This window comes from Micromonospora sp. PTRAS2, assembly GCF_054052245.1.
This window is the reverse complement of record NZ_JBSWBU010000003.1, coordinates 412,740-429,826: the sequence shown is the minus strand read 5'-3', so window position 1 is coordinate 429,826 and position 17,087 is coordinate 412,740. Positions and strand designations below refer to the sequence as shown.

Sequence of the window (17,087 nt, the reverse complement as noted above, 5' to 3'; positions counted from 1 at the left end):
TGCCCAGGTGTGCAGCCGGTAGTGGGCTTCCGTATGCGTGGGCAGGACCGTCGGTGATCTCGCATGCGAGTACCTCTGACCAGCCGAGGAAGCGGGAGTGCTCGTGATCTCCGGAGTCGTGTCGATTGTGTTCGGTGGGCTGGTGCCCGGCTTCCTGCTCGGGCTGCTCGCCTTCCGCGTCAAGTCCCGCTGGTGCCCGCGCTGCGGCGAGTCCACCCTGGCCATGCCGCCGGGGGAGCAGGACAGATGAGCGACCGCGGCGAGGTGCCGATCGGGCGGCGGATGGCCGAGTTGCGGGCCCGCCGGGGCATGAGTCAGCAGGTCTTCGCCGACCGGATCGGCAAGTCGAAGAGCTGGGTCGACAAGGTCGAACGAGGCGTACGCACCCTCGACCGGCTCTCCGTCATAGAAACCGTGGCGGCCGCCCTCGGCGTCACCCCGACCATCCTGCTCACCGGCAGGCCCCGCCGGGAAGGCGTCACCGACACCGACGCCGCCGTGGAACGCATCCGCGCGGCGCTGGCCCGCCACGACCCACCCGGGGCCGACGCCGACAGCCCCACCGCGCGGCAGCTCGACGACCGGGCCGGTCACGCCTGGGCCGCGTACCGCAACGGCCACCACGCCCAGGTCCTGCGCGCCCTGCCCGACCTGCTCGCCGCCACCCGGCACACCACCCGCGCCGAGCCGGCGGCCGACCCGCCCGTCCGCGTCTACCGGCTCACCGCCCAGACGCTGGTCAAGCTCGGCCAGCCCCACCTCGCCTGGCTGGCCGCCGACCGCGCCATGACCGCCGCCACGGGCGACCCCCACCGCACCGCGCTCGCCGCCGTCTCCCTCGCCCAGGCCCTGCGCGCCCTGCACCGGGGCCGCCTCGCCCAGGCCGCCGCGCTCACCGCCGTACACCAGCTTGACCCGGCGGCGCACGACGGCCCGCCGGACCCGGGCCTCGCCGGGACGCTGCTGCTCGAAGCCGCCCTCGCCGCCGCGAGCTACCGCGACGCCGCCACCGCCCACGACCTCACCGAGCGTGCCGCCCACCTCGCCGCCGCGCACGACGGCCACCATCAGGGTGACGGCGACGGCATCGCCTTCGGCTCCGCCGCCGTCACCCTCGCCCGCGCCCTGGTCGCCACCCGGCTCGGCGACCACCACCAGGCCGTGACAATCCATGGGTACGCCACCAGCGGCGACGGCTGGCCCATGCTTCCCGCCGAGCACCGCGCCGCCCACCTCATCGACATCGCCCGCGCCCACCTCGATCTTGGCGACCCGCGGGCCGCCGGCCGCGCCCTGATCGCCGCCGACCAGATCGCCCCCGCCGAGGCTCGCACCCGCCCCGCCGCACGCGCCGCCCTCACCGCAGTCGTCCGCACCGGACTCACCGCCGCCGACGTCGCCCGCCTCGCCGCCACCATCGGACTCACCCGGCAGTAGGCATCCGCCCGATCGTGCCGCGCTGCCGTCGCGCCGCCGGCCCTGCGGCCCCGCCCGACGGTGCTGCCGGCTCCGGCGCCGCCCGACGGTCGGCCACGAAGATCGCCTGTCGGGTACCGGCATCCGGCTCGGCGTGTCGCGCCGGTGACGAGCAGACGATCAAGGTGTTGCCAACCGGGAACGAGTGGGGTCGGGGTGGCGCTTCGGGAGTGCGGCCGGGCGTCGTGAGTGATGTCGTATCTGACTCAGCTCCCTATGCGCGGCAGAAGCCGCCCGCCGGGGCAATGGCAATGGGCGGCGACTCCGCCCATTCCGGGGAAATCGAATGGGCGCGTGGCATCGCGCCACCTAGCTTCGCGAAGATGGACGATCCTGACGAGCGGGGCTTGGTCGAGCGCGGATACGACGCGTTGTCATACCACTACCGAGCGGACGATGCCGGGGGCGGCCAATACGCTCCGTGGCTCGCCGCTTTGCACCGACGCCTGCCGGATGCGGCAACGGTTCTCGATCTCGGCTGCGGCTGCGGCGTGCCGGCCGCACGCTTCCTCGCCGCTGCCTGGTGCCCACCGGGACCTTCCTCCGCGCCGACGCCACCCGCGTCGACCTGCCCTCATCCACCTGCCCCTGCCCGAGCAGCCCCGCCTCGTCGGGCGCATCTTCACCTGGCTGCGCCCGGGCGGCTGGCTGCTGGCCACCGTCGGCGACAGCGCCTGGACCGGCACCGAGGACAACTGGCTCGGCGGTCCCGCCGCCATGTGGTGGAGCCATGCCGACGCGTCGACCTACCGCTCCTGGCTGCGGGACGCCGGGCTGCTGGTCACCGCCGAGGAGTTCGTGCCCGAGGGGACGGGCGGGCACGCCCTCTTCTGGGCCCGCCGACCCCCAGCCTGACCAGGTCATCGGGCCCGTCGCGGCCATGTCGGGCAGGTGGCGGTATCCCGGCCGCCGGACACCCCCATGTCGCCGACATGGCGGGCCCAGCCCCGCCCAGCGCGGGTTCGGGACGAAGGTCCCTTTCGATATCTCGTCGTCTGTGGTGTGCTGTTTCCCGATGCGTGGCGCCAGGGGGCTGGAGCATGCATTCAATGAATTTCCATGATTGGCGCGCTAGGTCCGAGTGTTCGCCAAATGAAGGACCGCGTGGAACGCGGGAACGCAGGGGTATCACCCCGCCAGGCAGGGCGTCCTGCCGATCGGTCGGACTTGTTGCCGTCCAGGCGGAGCCAGGCCACCGAGGGCTTTGTTGCCCTCAGTGCGTGTGGCACCATCATGGAATCTTCACGCCCCCCGTGCTGCCCGTTTCGTGACAGGAGCCCCACAGATGCCTACTCAAAAGCTGGGTCGGCTGCTCGGCATGACCCTGATGCTGTTCGCGCTCGCCTCCGGGGTCGCCTCGGTCGCCTCTGTCGCCGGTGCCCCGGCCTCAGCTTCGGGCGGCCTGGTGAACCTCGAGTTCGAGTGGAACTAGGTTCTTCGCAGTTCGTGTGACACCGCCGTCGCCCGGCCACCCACCGGGCGGCGGCGGTAGCGGCGAGACACGGGCCAGGCATCGGCGCGGAGTTCACTCTCGGTGACAACAAGGGAGCAGGATGACGAGCCGAGCGGCAGCCGTGCGACGACGCGGGACTGACCTGGCCTGGCTGATCACCGGGCCGCTGGCGTTCCTGGCGGTCATCTGCTGCCTGCTGATCGCGCTGGTCACCGACGACAAGAAGGACGCCTACGGCGAGTGGGGCCTGGGCCTGCTGCTGCTCACCGCCCTGGTCGCCGCCCACCTGCCGGTGCTGAGCTTCATCGTCCGGCGGCAGACGCTCTCCGCCACGATCACCGAGATCCCGCTGGTCCTGGCGCTCTATTACCTTCCGCCGCTGACCCTGGTGCTGGTGGCCACCCTGGCGGCCCTGATCGCCCAGCTCCGGCGGCGGCTCGGCCCGGCCAAGTTCGCGTTCAACGTCGCCCGGTCCGCCGCGGCGACGTCCCTCGCCGGCCTGGTCCTGCTGGCGTTGCCCCCGATCCGGGGGGTGGGCCCCGGCACGTGGGGCATCCTCTTCGCGGCGGTCAGCACCGTCACCCTGGTCACCCTCGCCGCCGTGGTCGGCGTGATCACCCTGCTCCAGGGCTGGCAGGCCGGGCTGGAGGTGGTCCGGACGTCCACCGTGCCGCTGCTCGCGGCGGCGGTGAACGCGACCGTCGGCCTGATCATCCTGCTCGCGTTGAAGGCCACCTACTGGTCGCTGCTGCTGCTCGCCGCGCTCGCCCTGACGGTGGCGCTGGTCTACCGGGCGTACGCCCAGTTCCTCCGCCAGCACCGCACGCTGGCCGACATCTACGACCTGACCCGGGCGATGACCCGCAGCGGCCAGGACGGCACGCTGCCGGATGCGCTGCTCGGCCGGGTCCGCGCCCTCATGCAGGCCGAGTACGCGACGCTGTGGCTGCCCGCGCAGGGCCGGCACCCGGAGGTGCTGCTGACCGCCCGGATCGACGGGCGGGGCCTGCTCGACTTCTCGAAGATCCCGGCGTCGGTGCGGGAACAGGTCGTGCAGCAGCGGCAGACCGTCGCGCTCGGCGCCCGGCTCGGCGGGGACCGCGTGCAGTTGGCCATGCTCCGGGCAAGTTCGACCAAGGACGCGATCGTCGTGCCGCTGCGCTCCGGCGAGGCGGTCATCGGCACGCTGGAGGTGGTCAACCGGCTCAGCGACGTCGGCCACTTCACCCCGTCGGACGTGCCGGTGATCGAGACGGTCGCCGCGCACGCGGCGGTGGCCCTGGAGAACTCCCGGCTGGTCGACCGGCTGCGCCACGACGCCTACCACGACACGCTGACCAAGCTGCCCAACCGGCGGCGGATCAGCGCGGCGCTCGACGAGGCCGTGAGCATCCGGGCCCCCGGCGAGGTGGTGGCCGTCCTGCTGTTCGACGTGGACGGGCTGCGTCAGGTCAACGAGTCGCTCGGCCACGCGGCCGGCGACCAGGTGCTCGCCGAGGTCGCCGTCCGACTGCGCGACTCCGCGCCCTCCTCGGCGCTGGTCGGCCGGGCCGGCGGCGACGAGTTCCTGGTGACGCTGCGGCTGGAAAACGCCGAGGCGGCGCTGGAGTTGGCCGCCCGGCTGCGCGAGGAGATCCGCGCCGAGATGGTCTTCGACGCGTTCACGCTGGACGTCGACACGGCCGTCGGCGTGGCCGTGCACCCCGACCACGGCAGCGACGCCGCGACCCTGCTGCAACGGGTCGACCTGGCCGCGATGGCGGCGAAGTCCATGCCGGGCAGCATCCAGTTGTTCAACCCGGCGCTGGAGTCGCGCTCGCTGCGCCGCCTCGGCCTCGCGGGCGACCTGCGCAAGGCCCTCGACGACGGCGCGCTGGAGGTCTACTTCCAGCCGAAGGTGACGCTGCGGGACCGCCGCCTGGTCGGGGTGGAGTGCCTGGCCCGCTGGGAGCACCCGGCGCACGGCGAGGTCGCCCCGGAGGACTTCGTGGCCGTGGCGGAGCACACCGGCCAGCTCGGCCGGTTGACCGAGGTGGTGCTGCGGGAGGGGCTGCGGCGCAGCCGGGACTGGGCGCACGCCGAGCAGCCGCTCGCCGTCGCGGTCAACCTCTCCGCGCGTACGCTCACCGACCGGCACTTCCCCGACCGCGTGCGCGAGCTGCTCGCCGAGTACGACGTGCCCCCGCAGCGGCTCACCTTCGAGATCCGCGAGGCCGGGGTTCTCGACGGCACCGACCGCCCGATCCCGACCCTGCGCCGGCTGCGCGACCTCGGGGTGCGGCTGTCGGTGGACGACTTCGGCACCGGCTCGTCCTCGCTGGCGTACCTGCGCCGGCTGCCCGTGCACGAGGTGAAGGTCGACCGCTCCTTCGTGCAGGGCATGGCGACCGACCCGGGGGACCTGGCCATCGTCAACGCCGTGGTGACCCTCTCCCAGCAGTTCGGCCTCGCGGTGGTGGCCGAGGGGGTGGAGAGCGAGCTGACCCTGGAGCTGCTGCAGGACATCGGCTGCGAGATCGGCCAGGGCTTCCTGTTCAGCCGGCCGCTGCCGTACGAGCGGCTGGAGGCGTGGTTCGGGGCCCAGTTGGAGTCCGAGGCGCTCGTCACCCCGGACGTCCGGCGGCTGCGTATCGTCCCCTGATTCCGCCCCGAAGACGGCGCTGAGCTGGGGGAACGTTGCGACGCGCGAGGGTGGGGGGATCCGATTTCACCTCCGGCGCGGGGCCGTGTACTCTTACCTCTGCGCGGCCACCGAGTGATCGCGCAGGCCCCCTTAGCTCAGTCGGCAGAGCGTCTCCATGGTAAGGAGAAGGTCTACGGTTCGATTCCGTAAGGGGGCTCAAAGGGTCCGGCTGGACCCGCCACGGCGGTGTAGCTCAGATGGCAGAGCAAGCGGCTCATAATCGCTGTGTCGCCGGTTCAAGTCCGGCCACCGCTACTCTCGTCCTCCGGGCCAGCTTCCGGTGGTCGGTGGGATGGGCGCCATAGGCGCCCACTTTGCATGTCCGCGTCGCCAGCGCGTAGGCTGAGGCGCTGTAGTTGTTGTCCGTTAGCGAGGAAGGCACTCCGCCGTGGCGAAGGCTACCGATGTCCGGCCGAAGATCACTTTGGCGTGTGTGGAGTGCAAGGAGCGCAACTACATCACGCGCAAGAACCGTCGCAACGACCCGGACCGCATCGAGCTGAAGAAGTTCTGCCCCCGGGACGGCAAGCACACGGTCCACCGCGAGACCCGCTGATCGTCGCCGGCGCACGCCGGCCAGCACGACACCCGATCGCCGATCCGGAGCGAGCGCAAGGCCACTCGGCCGACCGTCCGCCCCCGGGTCGGCTTTCGTGCTTCCCGTGTAGGTTCTCGGGCATGTCCCTGGACCCGTCCTACGTCGGCCGGACCTATCCGCCGACCGCCCCCTACCAGGTGGGCCGTGAAAAGATCCGCGAGTTCGCCACGGCGATCGGTGCCGCCGACCCGGCGCACCACGACCCGGAGGCCGCCCGTGCGCTCGGGCACCCGGACGTGGTCGCTCCGCCGACCTTCCCCGTGGTGATCACGATGGCCGCCACCCGGCAGATCGTCGACGACCCGGCCCTCGGGGTCGACTACAGCCGGGTGGTCCACGGCGACCAGCGGTTCGCCTACACCCGGCCGGTGGTGGCCGGCGACGAGCTGGTCTGCGTGAACACCATCGAGGACATCACCAGCCGCGGCGGGCACGACTTCCTGACCACCCGCACCGACGTGAGCACGGCCGCCGGCGAGCCGGTGGTCGCCGTCTGGTCCAAGCTCGTCGTACGCGGGGAGGCCTGACATGGAGCTGCCCACCCAGACCTTCCGGGTCACCCGGGCCGACCTGGTCCGCTACGCGGGCGCGTCGGGCGACTTCAACCCGATCCACTGGAGCGACCGCGTCGCCACCGGGGTCGGCCTGCCCGGGGTGATCGCGCACGGCATGTTCACCATGGCCCTGGTGGGCCGGGCGGTGGCCGAGTGGGCCGGCGCGCCCGACGCGGTGGTCGACTACGGGGTCCGGTTCGCCCGTCCGGTGGTCGTCCCCGACGACGACGCCGGCACCGAGATCGAGGTGACCGCGAAGGTCCGCGAGGGCGCGGGGGAGGGCCTGACCAGGCTCGACATCACCGCGACGTGCCGGGGCGAGAAGGTGCTCTCGCAGGCCCGGGCGGTGATCCGGACGCCCCGCTGAGAAGGTCGCGCCACGCGCGGGGGCAGACCGGTTGGGAAAGTCGGGTCCGTACCCGTACACTGGTCCGCCGTGGGGCAAGTGACCCCGCCCGGTGCTTCATGGCCGGGTCGGGCGAGCGTTGCCGCACAGGGGTGTAGCTCAATTGGCAGAGCAGCGGTCTCCAAAACCGCAGGCTGCAGGTTCAAGTCCTGTCACCCCTGCGCCTCAGGCCTGACCGTTCCCGTGGGTCGCGCCGCCAACCGGCGGCGTCCGGCCCGTGGTGGTGGCATCGGCGGGGTGGGTTCCGAGGCATCGGGGCCCGTCCGTCGATCCGCCGGCCGCGGCCCGTCGCGGGACGGTTGGTCCGGCCGGCGTGACCAGCGCCGCGCACGCCGCACCGGTGTGCGACCCGATTCCCGCGACGGAGGGCGAAGTGGCCGAGAACAAGCGGCGCAGCGAGGACGCCGGCGACGACGACCGTCTGAACGACGAGGTCGCCGACGACGTGGCCGCCGACGACGACGCCTCCGACGCGGACGAGCCGGTATCCCGCGGTGGCACGGCCACCCGGGCGCGGGCCAAGGCCGAGTCGGCCGACGAGAGGAAGACCCGCAAGGACACCGAGCGGATCGGGCTGTTCGCCCGCATCGCGCGGTTCTTCCGCGAGGTCGTGGCCGAACTGCGTAAGGTCATCTGGCCGACCCGCAAGGAGCTGCTGACCTACACCGCGGTGGTGGTCACCTTCGTCGCCGTGATGCTGACGATCGTGGCCGGCCTGGACTACGCCTTCGCGAAGGGCGTGCTGTGGGTCTTCGGAAACCCCAGCTGACCGGCTGATCAAGCCGATAGTTACGGAAGTGAGCGAGCGTGCCTGAGTACGACGAGACCGCCGAGACCACGGACGAGCAGTCCGCGGTGGCGACGGCGGCCAACGATGAGTCGGTCGAGGCCGCCAGCGAGCCGGACTTTCCGACCACCGAGCCCGCCCCGGACGAGGAGTACGACCCGGTCGCGGAGCTGCGCCAGAAGCTGCGCTACGCGCCGGGCGACTGGTACGTGGTGCACTCGTACGCCGGCTACGAGAACAAGGTCAAGACCAACCTCGAGACCCGGATCACGTCCCTCGACATGGAGGACTACATCTACCAGGTCGAGGTGCCGACCCGGGAAGAGGTCGAGGTCAAGAACGGCAAGCGGTCCCAGATCCAGGCCAAGGTCTTCCCGGGCTACATCCTGGTCCGGATGGAGCTGACCGCCGAGTCCTACTCCTGCGTGCGGAACACCCCGGGGGTCACCGGCTTCGTGGGGGCGACCGACCGGGCCGACCGGCCCGCGCCGCTGAGCCTCGACGAGGTCCTCAAGTGGCTGGCCCCGGCGGTCGAGACCGAGCAGAAGAAGGCCAAGCCCGAGATCAAGGTCCTCGACTTCGAGGTGGGCGACTCGGTCACCGTCACCGACGGCGCGTTCGCCTCGCTGCCGGCGACGATCAGCGAGATCAACGCCGACCAGCAGAAGCTCAAGGTGCTGGTGTCGATCTTCGGCCGGGAGACGCCGGTCGAGCTGAACTTCAACCAGGTCACCAAGATCTGACGTTCCGTCTCGCCGGCGGTGGGCAGCGGCCCGCCGCCGGCGAGGCCGTTTCCGCCCCCGTGCCGGCCTCGGCGGACCTCGCCGCATCCGGGGGCGGAGCCTTGCGCTAACCTAGAACGTCGGCCGTCGCATCGCGCTGACCGTGCGCGCCCCCGGCCGGCACCTTTCCCAGTTCCAAGCCCCAGGAAGAGACATGCCTCCGAAGAAGAAGCTCGTCAAGACGTTCACGCTTCAGCTGAAGGCGGGCCAGGCGACCCCGGCGCCGCCGGTCGGCCCCGCGCTCGGCCAGCACGGCGTCAACATCATGGAGTTCTGCAAGACCTACAACGCGCAGACCGAGGCTCAGCGGGGCGACATCGTCCCCGCCGAGATCAGCGTCTACGAGGACCGCAGCTTCACCTTCGTCCTGAAGACCCCGCCCGCCGCCCAGCTGCTGATCAAGGCCGCCGGCGTGCAGAAGGGCTCGGGCAACCCGCACAAGGAGAAGGTCGGCTCCGTCACCCGCGCCCAGCTGCGGGAGATCGCCGAGAAGAAGATGGTCGACCTCAACGCCAACGACCTCGACCAGGCTGAGAAGATCATCGCCGGCACCGCCCGGTCGATGGGCCTGACCGTCGGCGACTGACCTCGCCCCACCGCCTCACCCGATCAGTTCGTGGGAGGGCACGCGGAGCGCCGCGGCCCGCCATAGACCACAGGAGTAAGCAGAGATGCAGCGCAGCAAGACCTACCGCAAGGCCGCCGAGGTCATCGACCGGTCGAAGCTCTACACGCCGGCCGAGGCGGTCAAGATCGCCAAGGACACCACCAGCACCAAGTTCGACGCCACGGTCGAGGTCGCCATGCGCCTCGGCGTCGACCCCCGCAAGGCGGACCAGATGGTCCGCGGCGTGGTCAACCTGCCGCACGGCACCGGTAAGACCGCCCGCGTGATCGTCTTCGCCGCCGGCGCGAAGGCCGAGGAGGCCGTCGCCGCGGGTGCGGACGAGGTGGGCACCGACGAGCTCGTCGCCCGGATCCAGGGCGGCTGGCTCGACTTCGACGCGGCGATCGCCACGCCGGACCAGATGGCCAAGATCGGCCGGATCGCGCGGATCCTGGGCCCGCGCGGCCTGATGCCGAACCCGAAGACCGGCACCGTGACCATGGACGTCACCAAGGCCGTCTCGGACATCAAGGGCGGCAAGATCACCTTCCGGGTGGACAAGCACTCCAACCTCCACCTGATCATCGGCAAGGCCTCGTTCTCCGAGACCCAGCTGATCGACAACTACGCGGCGGTCCTCGACGAGGTGCTGCGGGCCAAGCCCTCGGCGGCCAAGGGCAAGTACCTCAAGAAGGTCACCCTCACCACCACGATGGGCCCGGGCGTGCCGGTCGACCCCAACCTGATCAAGAACCTCCAGGAGGGCGTCGAGGCCTGAGCACCACCGCCTCGCCGGGGCCCCGCCACGACTCGTGGCGGGGCCCCGTCCGTCTGTCCGGTGTGGCAGGCTCACGCCATGCGCTGGGAGGACGTCGGGCTCCGTTACCACCGGCGCGGTCCGTGGGTGCTGCGGCAGGTCGACCTGCGGCTGGGCGCCGGCGAGGCCGCGGTGGTGCTCGGCCGCAACGGCGTCGGCAAGTCCACGCTGCTCCAGCTCGCGGCCGGGGTGCTCCGGCCGTCCCGGGGCCGCGTCGTCGACCGGCCCCGGCACGTCGGCTGGGTCCCGGAGCGGTTTCCCGCCGACCAGCCGTTCACCGTGGGCCGCTACCTCGCCGGCATGGCCCGCGTCGCCGGGCTGGGCGGTGCCGAGGCCGGCGACGCCGTGCGGCGGTGGACCGAGCGGCTGGGCCTGGGCCCGTTCCACGGGGTGCGGCTGCCCGAGCTGTCCAAGGGCACCGCCCAGAAGGTGGGCCTGGCCCAGGCGATGCTCCGCCGGCCCGGCCTGCTCATCCTCGACGAGCCCTGGGAGGGCCTCGACGCCGCCGCCCGCGACCTGGTCCCCGCCCTGATCGACGAGGTGCTGGCCGCCGGCGGGTCGGTGCTGGTCAGCGACCACCGGGGCGAGACGGCCCGGCTGCCGGGCGCGGCCCGCTGGACGGTCGCCGACGGCACCGTCACCGCGCAGGCCCCGCCCGACGCGTCGCCGGGGGCGCTCGTCGTGGTCGAGGTGGCGGTCCCGGCCGCGCGCGCCGCGGGTGCCGTGGCCCGGCTCCGCGCCGACGGTCACCACGTCCTTCGCGTACGCGCCGACCCCGCCCCGCCCGACGCCCCCGTGCCCGCCGGAGGGCCACCCGACCCCGCCCCCGACCCCGGGGCGGGCGGGCAGGTGCCCCGGTGACCGCGCTCGCGCGGCTGCGGCTGGCCGGCTTCCTGCGTACCGGACGGGCGGTCGCCCCGCTGCTGGCCGGCCTGCTCGCCCTCGGCGTCCTCTACGGCGGCGGCCGGGCCCAGCCGGCGGAGGCCTACGGCGTGTCGGCGGTGGTGCTCTTCCCGGTGCTGGCGTGGCAGACCAAGCTCCTGCTCGACGTCGAGCCGGACGTGCAGCGCCGGCTGGCCCTGGTGCTCGCCGGCGCCGCCCGGGAGTGGGCCGCCGGGCTGCTCGCGGCGCTGGTGGCCGGGCTCGGCACGGTCGCCGTCGCGCTGGTCTTCCCCTGGCTGGTGGGCGGGGTGACCGGCCAGGCGGAGCCGGGCGGCCCGTCGGTGGCCGCCGGGGTGGCCCTCGGCGTCTGGGCGCACCTGCTCGCCCTGCCCGCCGCGGTGGCGTTGGGCGCGCTGGCCAGCCGGGCGGTGACGGGCAGCGCCGGTTACGGGGTGGCGGTGCTGGCGCTCGGCGCGGTCGGCTCGTTGGTGCTCGGCCTGTCGGCCTCGGTGGCGCCCTGGCTCGCGCCCCCGGTGCTGCCGGTCGCCCGGGCCACGGCGGCCGGCCCGTCCCCCGCCTCGGTGGCCCTGCTCACCGCGTGGGCCGTCGCCTGGAGCGCGACGGCGCTCGCCGGGTACGCCTGGCGGCGGCGCGCCCGCGCCTGAGGGGTGCGGGCGGCGGGGGAGTGACGGGGCGCACCCGGGGGCGATTTGGTGCTCACGGGGCGTGTCGCGTAACCTTGCGGCGAAGTACCACCCAGAGACCGCTGGTCACCGTGCCTAGGCACGGTCGAAGGTCCCGATCCGACGGGCGACCCGCGCAGGGCGGCAAGCGAAACTCGGCTGTGTTCCCGTGGTCCGCCGACTGCGGCGCGACCGGCCGGCCCTCGCCCCGTGCGCCCTGCGCCGGGGCTTTTCTCGTTGTCGTGGCCCTCCGGTACCGGGAGGCCCACCGGCCTCCTGGTGGATCAGCCTGGAGCAACGAGAGAGGAGGGACATGGCGGACAAGCCGATCCGGGCCGACAAGGCCACGGCAGTCGCTGAGATGACCGACAGCTTCCGCAACGCGGGAGCTACGGTGCTGACCGAGTACCGTGGTCTGACGGTTTCCCAGCTCACCCAGCTGCGGCGCTCGCTCGGCAAGGAGACCACCTACACGGTCGCGAAGAACACGCTGGCGAAGCGTGCCGCGGCCGACGCGGGCATCTCCGGCCTCGACGAGCTGTTCACCGGTCCTACCGCGCTGACTTTCGTTTCGGGCGACGTCGTCGAGGCGGCGAAGGGGCTTCGCGACTTCGCGAAGGCCAACCCGAAGCTCGTCATCAAGGGCGGCGTCTTCGAGGGCAAGGCCATTTCCGCGGCCGAGGTCACGAAGCTCGCCGACCTGGAGTCCCGCGAGGTGCTGCTGGCCAAGCTGGCCGGCGCGATGAAGGGCAACCTGAGCAAGGCCGCGGCCCTGTTCCAGGCTCCGCTCTCCAAGGCCGCCCGCGCGGCGGCCGCCCTGGCGGACAAGAAGCGCGAGCAGGAGGGCGCCGAGGCGGCCTGAGGCCGCGTCCGGCGCACCCACGTTCTTAGACAACCGTTAGAAAGGACGCCAGCCATGGCGAAGCTCAGCACCGACGAGCTGCTCGACGCGTTCAAGGAGATGACGCTGATCGAGCTCTCCGAGTTCGTGAAGCAGTTCGAGGAGACCTTCGAGGTCACCGCGGCCGCCCCGGTCGCGGTCGCCGCCGCCGGTGGTGCCGGTGGCGCCGCCGCCGCGCCGGCGGAGGAGGAGAAGGACGAGTTCGACGTCGTCCTCGAGGCCGACGGTGGCAAGAAGATCCAGGTCATCAAGGTCGTGCGCGAGCTGACCGGCCTGGGCCTCAAGGAGGCCAAGGACGCGGTCGAGGCCGCGCCGAAGGCCATCCTGGAGAAGGTCAACAAGGAGACCGCCGAGAAGGCCAAGGCCAAGCTCGAGGGCGAGGGCGCCAAGGTCACCCTCAAGTAATTGAGGTTGGACTCAGGCGTGCGCCCGGCTCGCCTCACGTGAGCCAGGGCACATCGCGTCGCGGCGGGCGGTGATCCGGACTCGGATCACCGCCCGCCGTGTTCGTGTCGTGACTCCCTGACAGCGTCGTGAGCAGGGCGGCGACGCTCCGCGCCCTTTGGCGGGGCGCTCCGGGGCCGTCGCCCACGCGTGGGAAACACCTGTCGCGCACGAGACGGGCCCTTGACGCGGCCCCCGGCTGCCAGGCACGCTGACACCAGCAAGACCTTCCGCGCTTGCGACGGCCACCATCCGGGTAATGGCAGCGGCGGCACCATCGTCCGCTGCACCTGGGCGGTCCGTGGGTATGCCGCGTTCCGAGCGGCCCGGTGAGGCCCCGTTCCGGGGGCCCCGAGGCACGTTCCGCGGCGACCTGCGGGTTGGGCTGGACAGCGGTTAGCCTCTCGGCTACACTGCTAGTTTGCGCTGCCTTCCGACTTGACCCCTGCGCAGAAATGTCCGATTACGGATATTTCTGGTGGGGTCATTGGAGTGCACGCGTACCAGCCGTTCTGCAGCACCGGTCCTCGGAAGGACGCATCTTGGCAGCTTCCCGCCCTGCGAAGACCAGTCGTACGTCGAGCGCTTTCGCACCCCGCCGAGTTTCATTCGGCAGGATCACCGAACACCTCGAGGTCCCCAACCTCCTCGCCATCCAGAACGAGTCCTTCGACTGGCTCGTCGGCAACGAGGCTTGGCAGGGCCGGTCGGCGGACGACCCGCACGCACGCTCGGGTCTCGCGGAAATCCTCGACGAGATCAGTCCCATTGAGGACTTTTCCGGCACCATGTCGCTCTCCTTCTCGGCACCGCGCTTCGACGAGGTCAAGGCCTCGATCGAGGAGTGCAAGGAGAAGGACCTGACCTACTGCGCCCCGCTGTTCGTGACGGCGGAGTTCACCAACAACACCACCGGCGAGATCAAGAGCCAGACGGTGTTCATGGGTGACTTCCCGATGATGACGCCCAAGGGCACGTTCATCATCAACGGCACCGAGCGCGTCGTGGTCAGCCAGCTCGTCCGCTCCCCGGGCGTCTACTTCGACAAGCAGCCGGACAAGACCTCCGACCGCGACCTCTCCAGCGTCAAGGTCATCCCGAGCCGGGGTGCCTGGCTCGAGTTCGACATCGACAAGCGCGACACCGTCGGCGTCCGCATCGACCGCAAGCGCCGGCAGGCCGTCACCGTCCTGCTCAAGGCCATCGGTTGGTCGGCCGAGCGGATCCGCGAGAAGTTCGGCTGGTCCGAGCTGCTGATGACGACGCTCGAGAAGGACCACATCGCCGGCCAGGACGAGGCGCTGCTAGACATCTACCGCAAGCTCCGCCCTGGCGAGCCGCCGACCCGCGAGAACGCCCAGACCCTGCTCGACAACCTCTTCTTCAACCCGAAGCGGTACGACGTCGCCAAGGTCGGTCGGTACAAGTTCAACAAGAAGCTCGAGCTGAGCGTGCCGATCACCACCGGCACGCTCACCGAGGACGACATCGTCGCCACCGTGGAATACCTCTGCCGGCTGCACGCCGGTGAGGACGGCTACGAGGCCGACGACATCGACCACTTCGGCAACCGGCGCCTGCGCACCGTGGGCGAGCTCATCCAGAACCAGGTCCGCGTCGGCCTGTCCCGGATGGAGCGGGTCGTCCGCGAGCGGATGACCACCCAGGACGTCGAGGCGATCACGCCGCAGACCCTGATCAACATCCGCCCCGTCGTGGCGGCGATCAAGGAGTTCTTCGGCACCTCGCAGCTGTCCCAGTTCATGGACCAGACCAACCCGCTGGCGGGCCTGACCCACCGGCGTCGGCTGAGCGCGCTCGGCCCGGGTGGTCTGTCCCGGGAGCGGGCCGGCTTCGAGGTCCGCGACGTGCACCCGTCCCACTACGGCCGGATGTGCCCGATCGAGACGCCCGAAGGCCCGAACATCGGCCTGATCGGCGCGCTGTCCACCTTCGCCCGGGTCAACCCGTTCGGCTTCATCGAGACGCCGTACCGGAAGGTCGTCGACGGTCGGGTCACCGACCAGATCGACTACCTGACCGCGGACGAGGAGGACCGGTTCGTCAAGGCCCAGGCCAACGCGCCGCTGAAGGCCGACGGCACGTTCGCCGAGGACCGGGTCCTCTGCCGCCGTAAGGGCGGCGAGACCGAGGACGTGGTCCCGGCCGCCGTCGACTACATGGACGTCTCGCCGCGGCAGATGACCTCGGTCGCGACCGCGATGATTCCGTTCCTCGAGCACGACGACGCCAACCGGGCCCTGATGGGCGCGAACATGCAGCGTCAGGCGGTGCCGCTGGTCAAGGCGGAGTCGCCGCTGGTCGGCACCGGCATGGAATACCGTGCCGCCGTCGACGCCGGTGACGTGGTCGTGGCCGAGGTCGGCGGTGTCATCGAGGACCTCTGCGCCGACTACATCACCATCCACCAGGACGACGGCCACCGCCGGACGTACCTGCTGCACAAGTTCCGCCGCTCCAACGCCGGCTCCTGCGTCAACCAGAAGCCGGTCGTCTTCGAGGGCGACCGCGTCGAGGCCGGCCAGGTCATCGCCGACGGTCCCTGCACCGACGAGGGCGAGATGGCGCTCGGGCGCAACCTGCTGGTCGCGTTCATGTGCTGGGAGGGCCACAACTACGAGGACGCGATCATCCTGTCGCAGCGCCTCGTGCAGCAGGACGTGCTCACCTCGATCCACATCGAGGAGCACGAGGTCGACGCGCGGGACACCAAGCTCGGCCCGGAGGAGATCACCCGGGACATCCCGAACGTCAGCGAGGAGATGCTCGCCGACCTCGACGAGCGCGGCATCATCCGGATCGGCGCCGAGGTCGTCCCCGGCGACATCCTGGTCGGCAAGGTCACGCCCAAGGGCGAGACCGAGCTGACCCCGGAGGAGCGGCTGCTCCGCGCGATCTTCGGCGAGAAGGCGCGCGAGGTCCGGGACACCTCGCTGAAGGTGCCGCACGGCGAGACCGGCACGGTCATCGGCGTACGCACGTTCTCCCGCGAGGACGGCGACGAGCTGCCCCCGGGCGTCAACGAGCTGGTCCGGGTCTACGTCGCCCAGAAGCGGAAGATCCAGGACGGCGACAAGCTCGCCGGCCGGCACGGCAACAAGGGCGTCATCTCGAAGATCCTGCCGATCGAGGACATGCCGTTCCTGGAGGACGGCACCCCGGTCGACATCGTGCTCAACCCGCTGGGTGTGCCGTCCCGGATGAACATCGGCCAGGTGCTGGAGACGCACCTCGGCTGGGTGGCCAAGACGGGGTGGAGCGTCGACGGCGAGGACGCCGACTGGAAGCGCCAGCTGCGCTCCATCGAGGCGCACGAGTCCGAGCCGGACACCAACGTGGCCACGCCGGTCTTCGACGGTGCCCGCGAGGAGGAGATCTCCGGTCTGCTCGCGTCGACCCTGCCCAACCGGGACGGCAAGCAGCTGATCGGTTCCTCCGGCAAGGCGCAGCTGTTCGACGGTCGCTCCGGCGAGCCGCTGCCGGACCCGATCGCGGTCGGCTACATCTACATCCTGAAGCTCAACCACCTGGTCGACGACAAGATCCACGCCCGGTCGACCGGTCCGTACTCGATGATCACGCAGCAGCCGCTGGGTGGTAAGGCGCAGTTCGGTGGCCAGCGTTTCGGTGAGATGGAGTGCTGGGCGATGCAGGCGTACGGCGCCGCGTACGCCCTGCAGGAGCTGCTGACCATCAAGTCCGACGACGTCCTGGGCCGGGTCAAGGTCTACGAGGCGATCGTCAAGGGCGAGAACATCCCGGAGCCGGGCATTCCGGAGTCGTTCAAGGTGTTGCTCAAGGAACTGCAGTCGCTGTGCCTGAACGTCGAGGTGCTCTCCAGCGACGGCGTGGCCCTGGAGATGCGCGAGACCGACGACGAGGTGTTCCGGGCCGCGGAGGAGCTGGGCATCGACCTGTCCCGGCGCGAGCCGAGCTCGGTCGAAGAGGTGTAAGTGGTGTGGGTTGGGGGCCGGGCGACCGGCCCCCAACCCC

Annotated in this window: 17 protein-coding genes and 3 tRNA genes; all 20 read left to right on the top strand. The window is 71.4% G+C overall.

Annotated elements, in window-relative coordinates; translation table 11 throughout:
* Positions 1-103: 103 nt before the first annotated feature.
* The 20 genes from ACVMYR_RS12800 (at position 104) to rpoB (ending at position 17,047) form a co-directional block, all read left to right on the top strand.
* Positions 104-250 carry a hypothetical protein gene (locus tag ACVMYR_RS12800; RefSeq protein ID WP_357965865.1) on the top strand — a complete coding sequence of 49 codons (147 nt, stop codon included), beginning with the start codon at positions 104-106 and terminating at the stop codon, positions 248-250.
* On the top strand, positions 247-1,437 hold the full coding sequence (locus ACVMYR_RS12795; RefSeq protein WP_457121869.1) for a helix-turn-helix domain-containing protein: 1,191 nt from the start codon (positions 247-249) through the stop codon (positions 1,435-1,437). The genes ACVMYR_RS12800 and ACVMYR_RS12795 overlap by 4 nt, the downstream gene beginning before the upstream one ends.
* A gap of 492 nt (positions 1,438-1,929) precedes the next feature.
* The gene (locus ACVMYR_RS12790) at positions 1,930-2,331 is read left to right on the top strand and encodes a hypothetical protein (protein ID WP_457121868.1); all 402 of its coding nucleotides are present in this window, start codon (positions 1,930-1,932) and stop codon (positions 2,329-2,331) included.
* 430 nt (positions 2,332-2,761) lie between these two features.
* The gene (locus ACVMYR_RS12785) at positions 2,762-2,908 is read left to right on the top strand and encodes a hypothetical protein (protein ID WP_158229434.1); all 147 of its coding nucleotides are present in this window, start codon (positions 2,762-2,764) and stop codon (positions 2,906-2,908) included.
* A 121-nt stretch (positions 2,909-3,029) separates the two neighbouring features.
* The gene (locus tag ACVMYR_RS12780) at positions 3,030-5,570 is read left to right on the top strand and encodes a putative bifunctional diguanylate cyclase/phosphodiesterase (RefSeq protein WP_396791232.1); all 2,541 of its coding nucleotides are present in this window, start codon (positions 3,030-3,032) and stop codon (positions 5,568-5,570) included.
* Between the two features lie 126 nt (positions 5,571-5,696).
* A tRNA-Thr gene (locus ACVMYR_RS12775) sits at positions 5,697-5,769 on the top strand.
* Between the two features lie 25 nt (positions 5,770-5,794).
* Positions 5,795-5,867: transfer RNA gene (locus ACVMYR_RS12770), tRNA-Met, on the top strand.
* 133 nt (positions 5,868-6,000) lie between these two features.
* On the top strand, positions 6,001-6,168 hold the full coding sequence (rpmG, locus tag ACVMYR_RS12765; protein WP_013288652.1) for a 50S ribosomal protein L33: 168 nt from the start codon (positions 6,001-6,003) through the stop codon (positions 6,166-6,168).
* Between the two features lie 122 nt (positions 6,169-6,290).
* Positions 6,291-6,737: a MaoC family dehydratase N-terminal domain-containing protein gene (locus ACVMYR_RS12760; protein ID WP_043965472.1), complete on the top strand. Its 447-nt coding sequence runs from the start codon at positions 6,291-6,293 to the stop codon at positions 6,735-6,737.
* A 1-nt stretch (position 6,738) separates the two neighbouring features.
* Positions 6,739-7,131 carry a MaoC family dehydratase gene (locus ACVMYR_RS12755; RefSeq protein WP_077938285.1) on the top strand — a complete coding sequence of 131 codons (393 nt, stop codon included), beginning with the start codon at positions 6,739-6,741 and terminating at the stop codon, positions 7,129-7,131.
* 127 nt (positions 7,132-7,258) lie between these two features.
* A tRNA-Trp gene (locus tag ACVMYR_RS12750) sits at positions 7,259-7,331 on the top strand.
* A gap of 212 nt (positions 7,332-7,543) precedes the next feature.
* Positions 7,544-7,939 carry a preprotein translocase subunit SecE gene (gene secE, locus ACVMYR_RS12745; protein ID WP_077938286.1) on the top strand — a complete coding sequence of 132 codons (396 nt, stop codon included), beginning with the start codon at positions 7,544-7,546 and terminating at the stop codon, positions 7,937-7,939.
* A 38-nt stretch (positions 7,940-7,977) separates the two neighbouring features.
* On the top strand, positions 7,978-8,700 hold the full coding sequence (gene nusG, locus ACVMYR_RS12740) for a transcription termination/antitermination protein NusG (RefSeq protein WP_077938287.1): 723 nt from the start codon (positions 7,978-7,980) through the stop codon (positions 8,698-8,700).
* 193 nt (positions 8,701-8,893) lie between these two features.
* Positions 8,894-9,325, top strand: coding sequence for a 50S ribosomal protein L11 (rplK, locus tag ACVMYR_RS12735; RefSeq protein WP_043965477.1), 432 nt, complete (start codon positions 8,894-8,896; stop codon positions 9,323-9,325).
* 85 nt (positions 9,326-9,410) lie between these two features.
* The gene (gene rplA, locus ACVMYR_RS12730; protein ID WP_043965479.1) at positions 9,411-10,124 is read left to right on the top strand and encodes a 50S ribosomal protein L1; all 714 of its coding nucleotides are present in this window, start codon (positions 9,411-9,413) and stop codon (positions 10,122-10,124) included.
* Between the two features lie 78 nt (positions 10,125-10,202).
* The gene (locus ACVMYR_RS12725; protein ID WP_457121867.1) at positions 10,203-11,024 is read left to right on the top strand and encodes an ABC transporter ATP-binding protein; all 822 of its coding nucleotides are present in this window, start codon (positions 10,203-10,205) and stop codon (positions 11,022-11,024) included.
* Positions 11,021-11,710 carry a hypothetical protein gene (locus ACVMYR_RS12720; protein WP_457121866.1) on the top strand — a complete coding sequence of 230 codons (690 nt, stop codon included), beginning with the start codon at positions 11,021-11,023 and terminating at the stop codon, positions 11,708-11,710. Before ACVMYR_RS12725 ends, ACVMYR_RS12720 begins: the two co-directional genes overlap by 4 nt.
* A 331-nt stretch (positions 11,711-12,041) precedes the next feature.
* Positions 12,042-12,590, top strand: a complete 549-nt coding sequence (rplJ, locus tag ACVMYR_RS12715) for a 50S ribosomal protein L10 (protein ID WP_074472513.1) — start codon at positions 12,042-12,044, stop codon at positions 12,588-12,590.
* A 54-nt stretch (positions 12,591-12,644) separates the two neighbouring features.
* The gene (rplL, locus tag ACVMYR_RS12710) at positions 12,645-13,034 is read left to right on the top strand and encodes a 50S ribosomal protein L7/L12 (protein ID WP_077938294.1); all 390 of its coding nucleotides are present in this window, start codon (positions 12,645-12,647) and stop codon (positions 13,032-13,034) included.
* A 581-nt stretch (positions 13,035-13,615) separates the two neighbouring features.
* Positions 13,616-17,047 carry a DNA-directed RNA polymerase subunit beta gene (gene rpoB, locus ACVMYR_RS12705; protein ID WP_457121865.1) on the top strand — a complete coding sequence of 1,144 codons (3,432 nt, stop codon included), beginning with the start codon at positions 13,616-13,618 and terminating at the stop codon, positions 17,045-17,047.
* Positions 17,048-17,087: the final 40 nt, after the last annotated feature.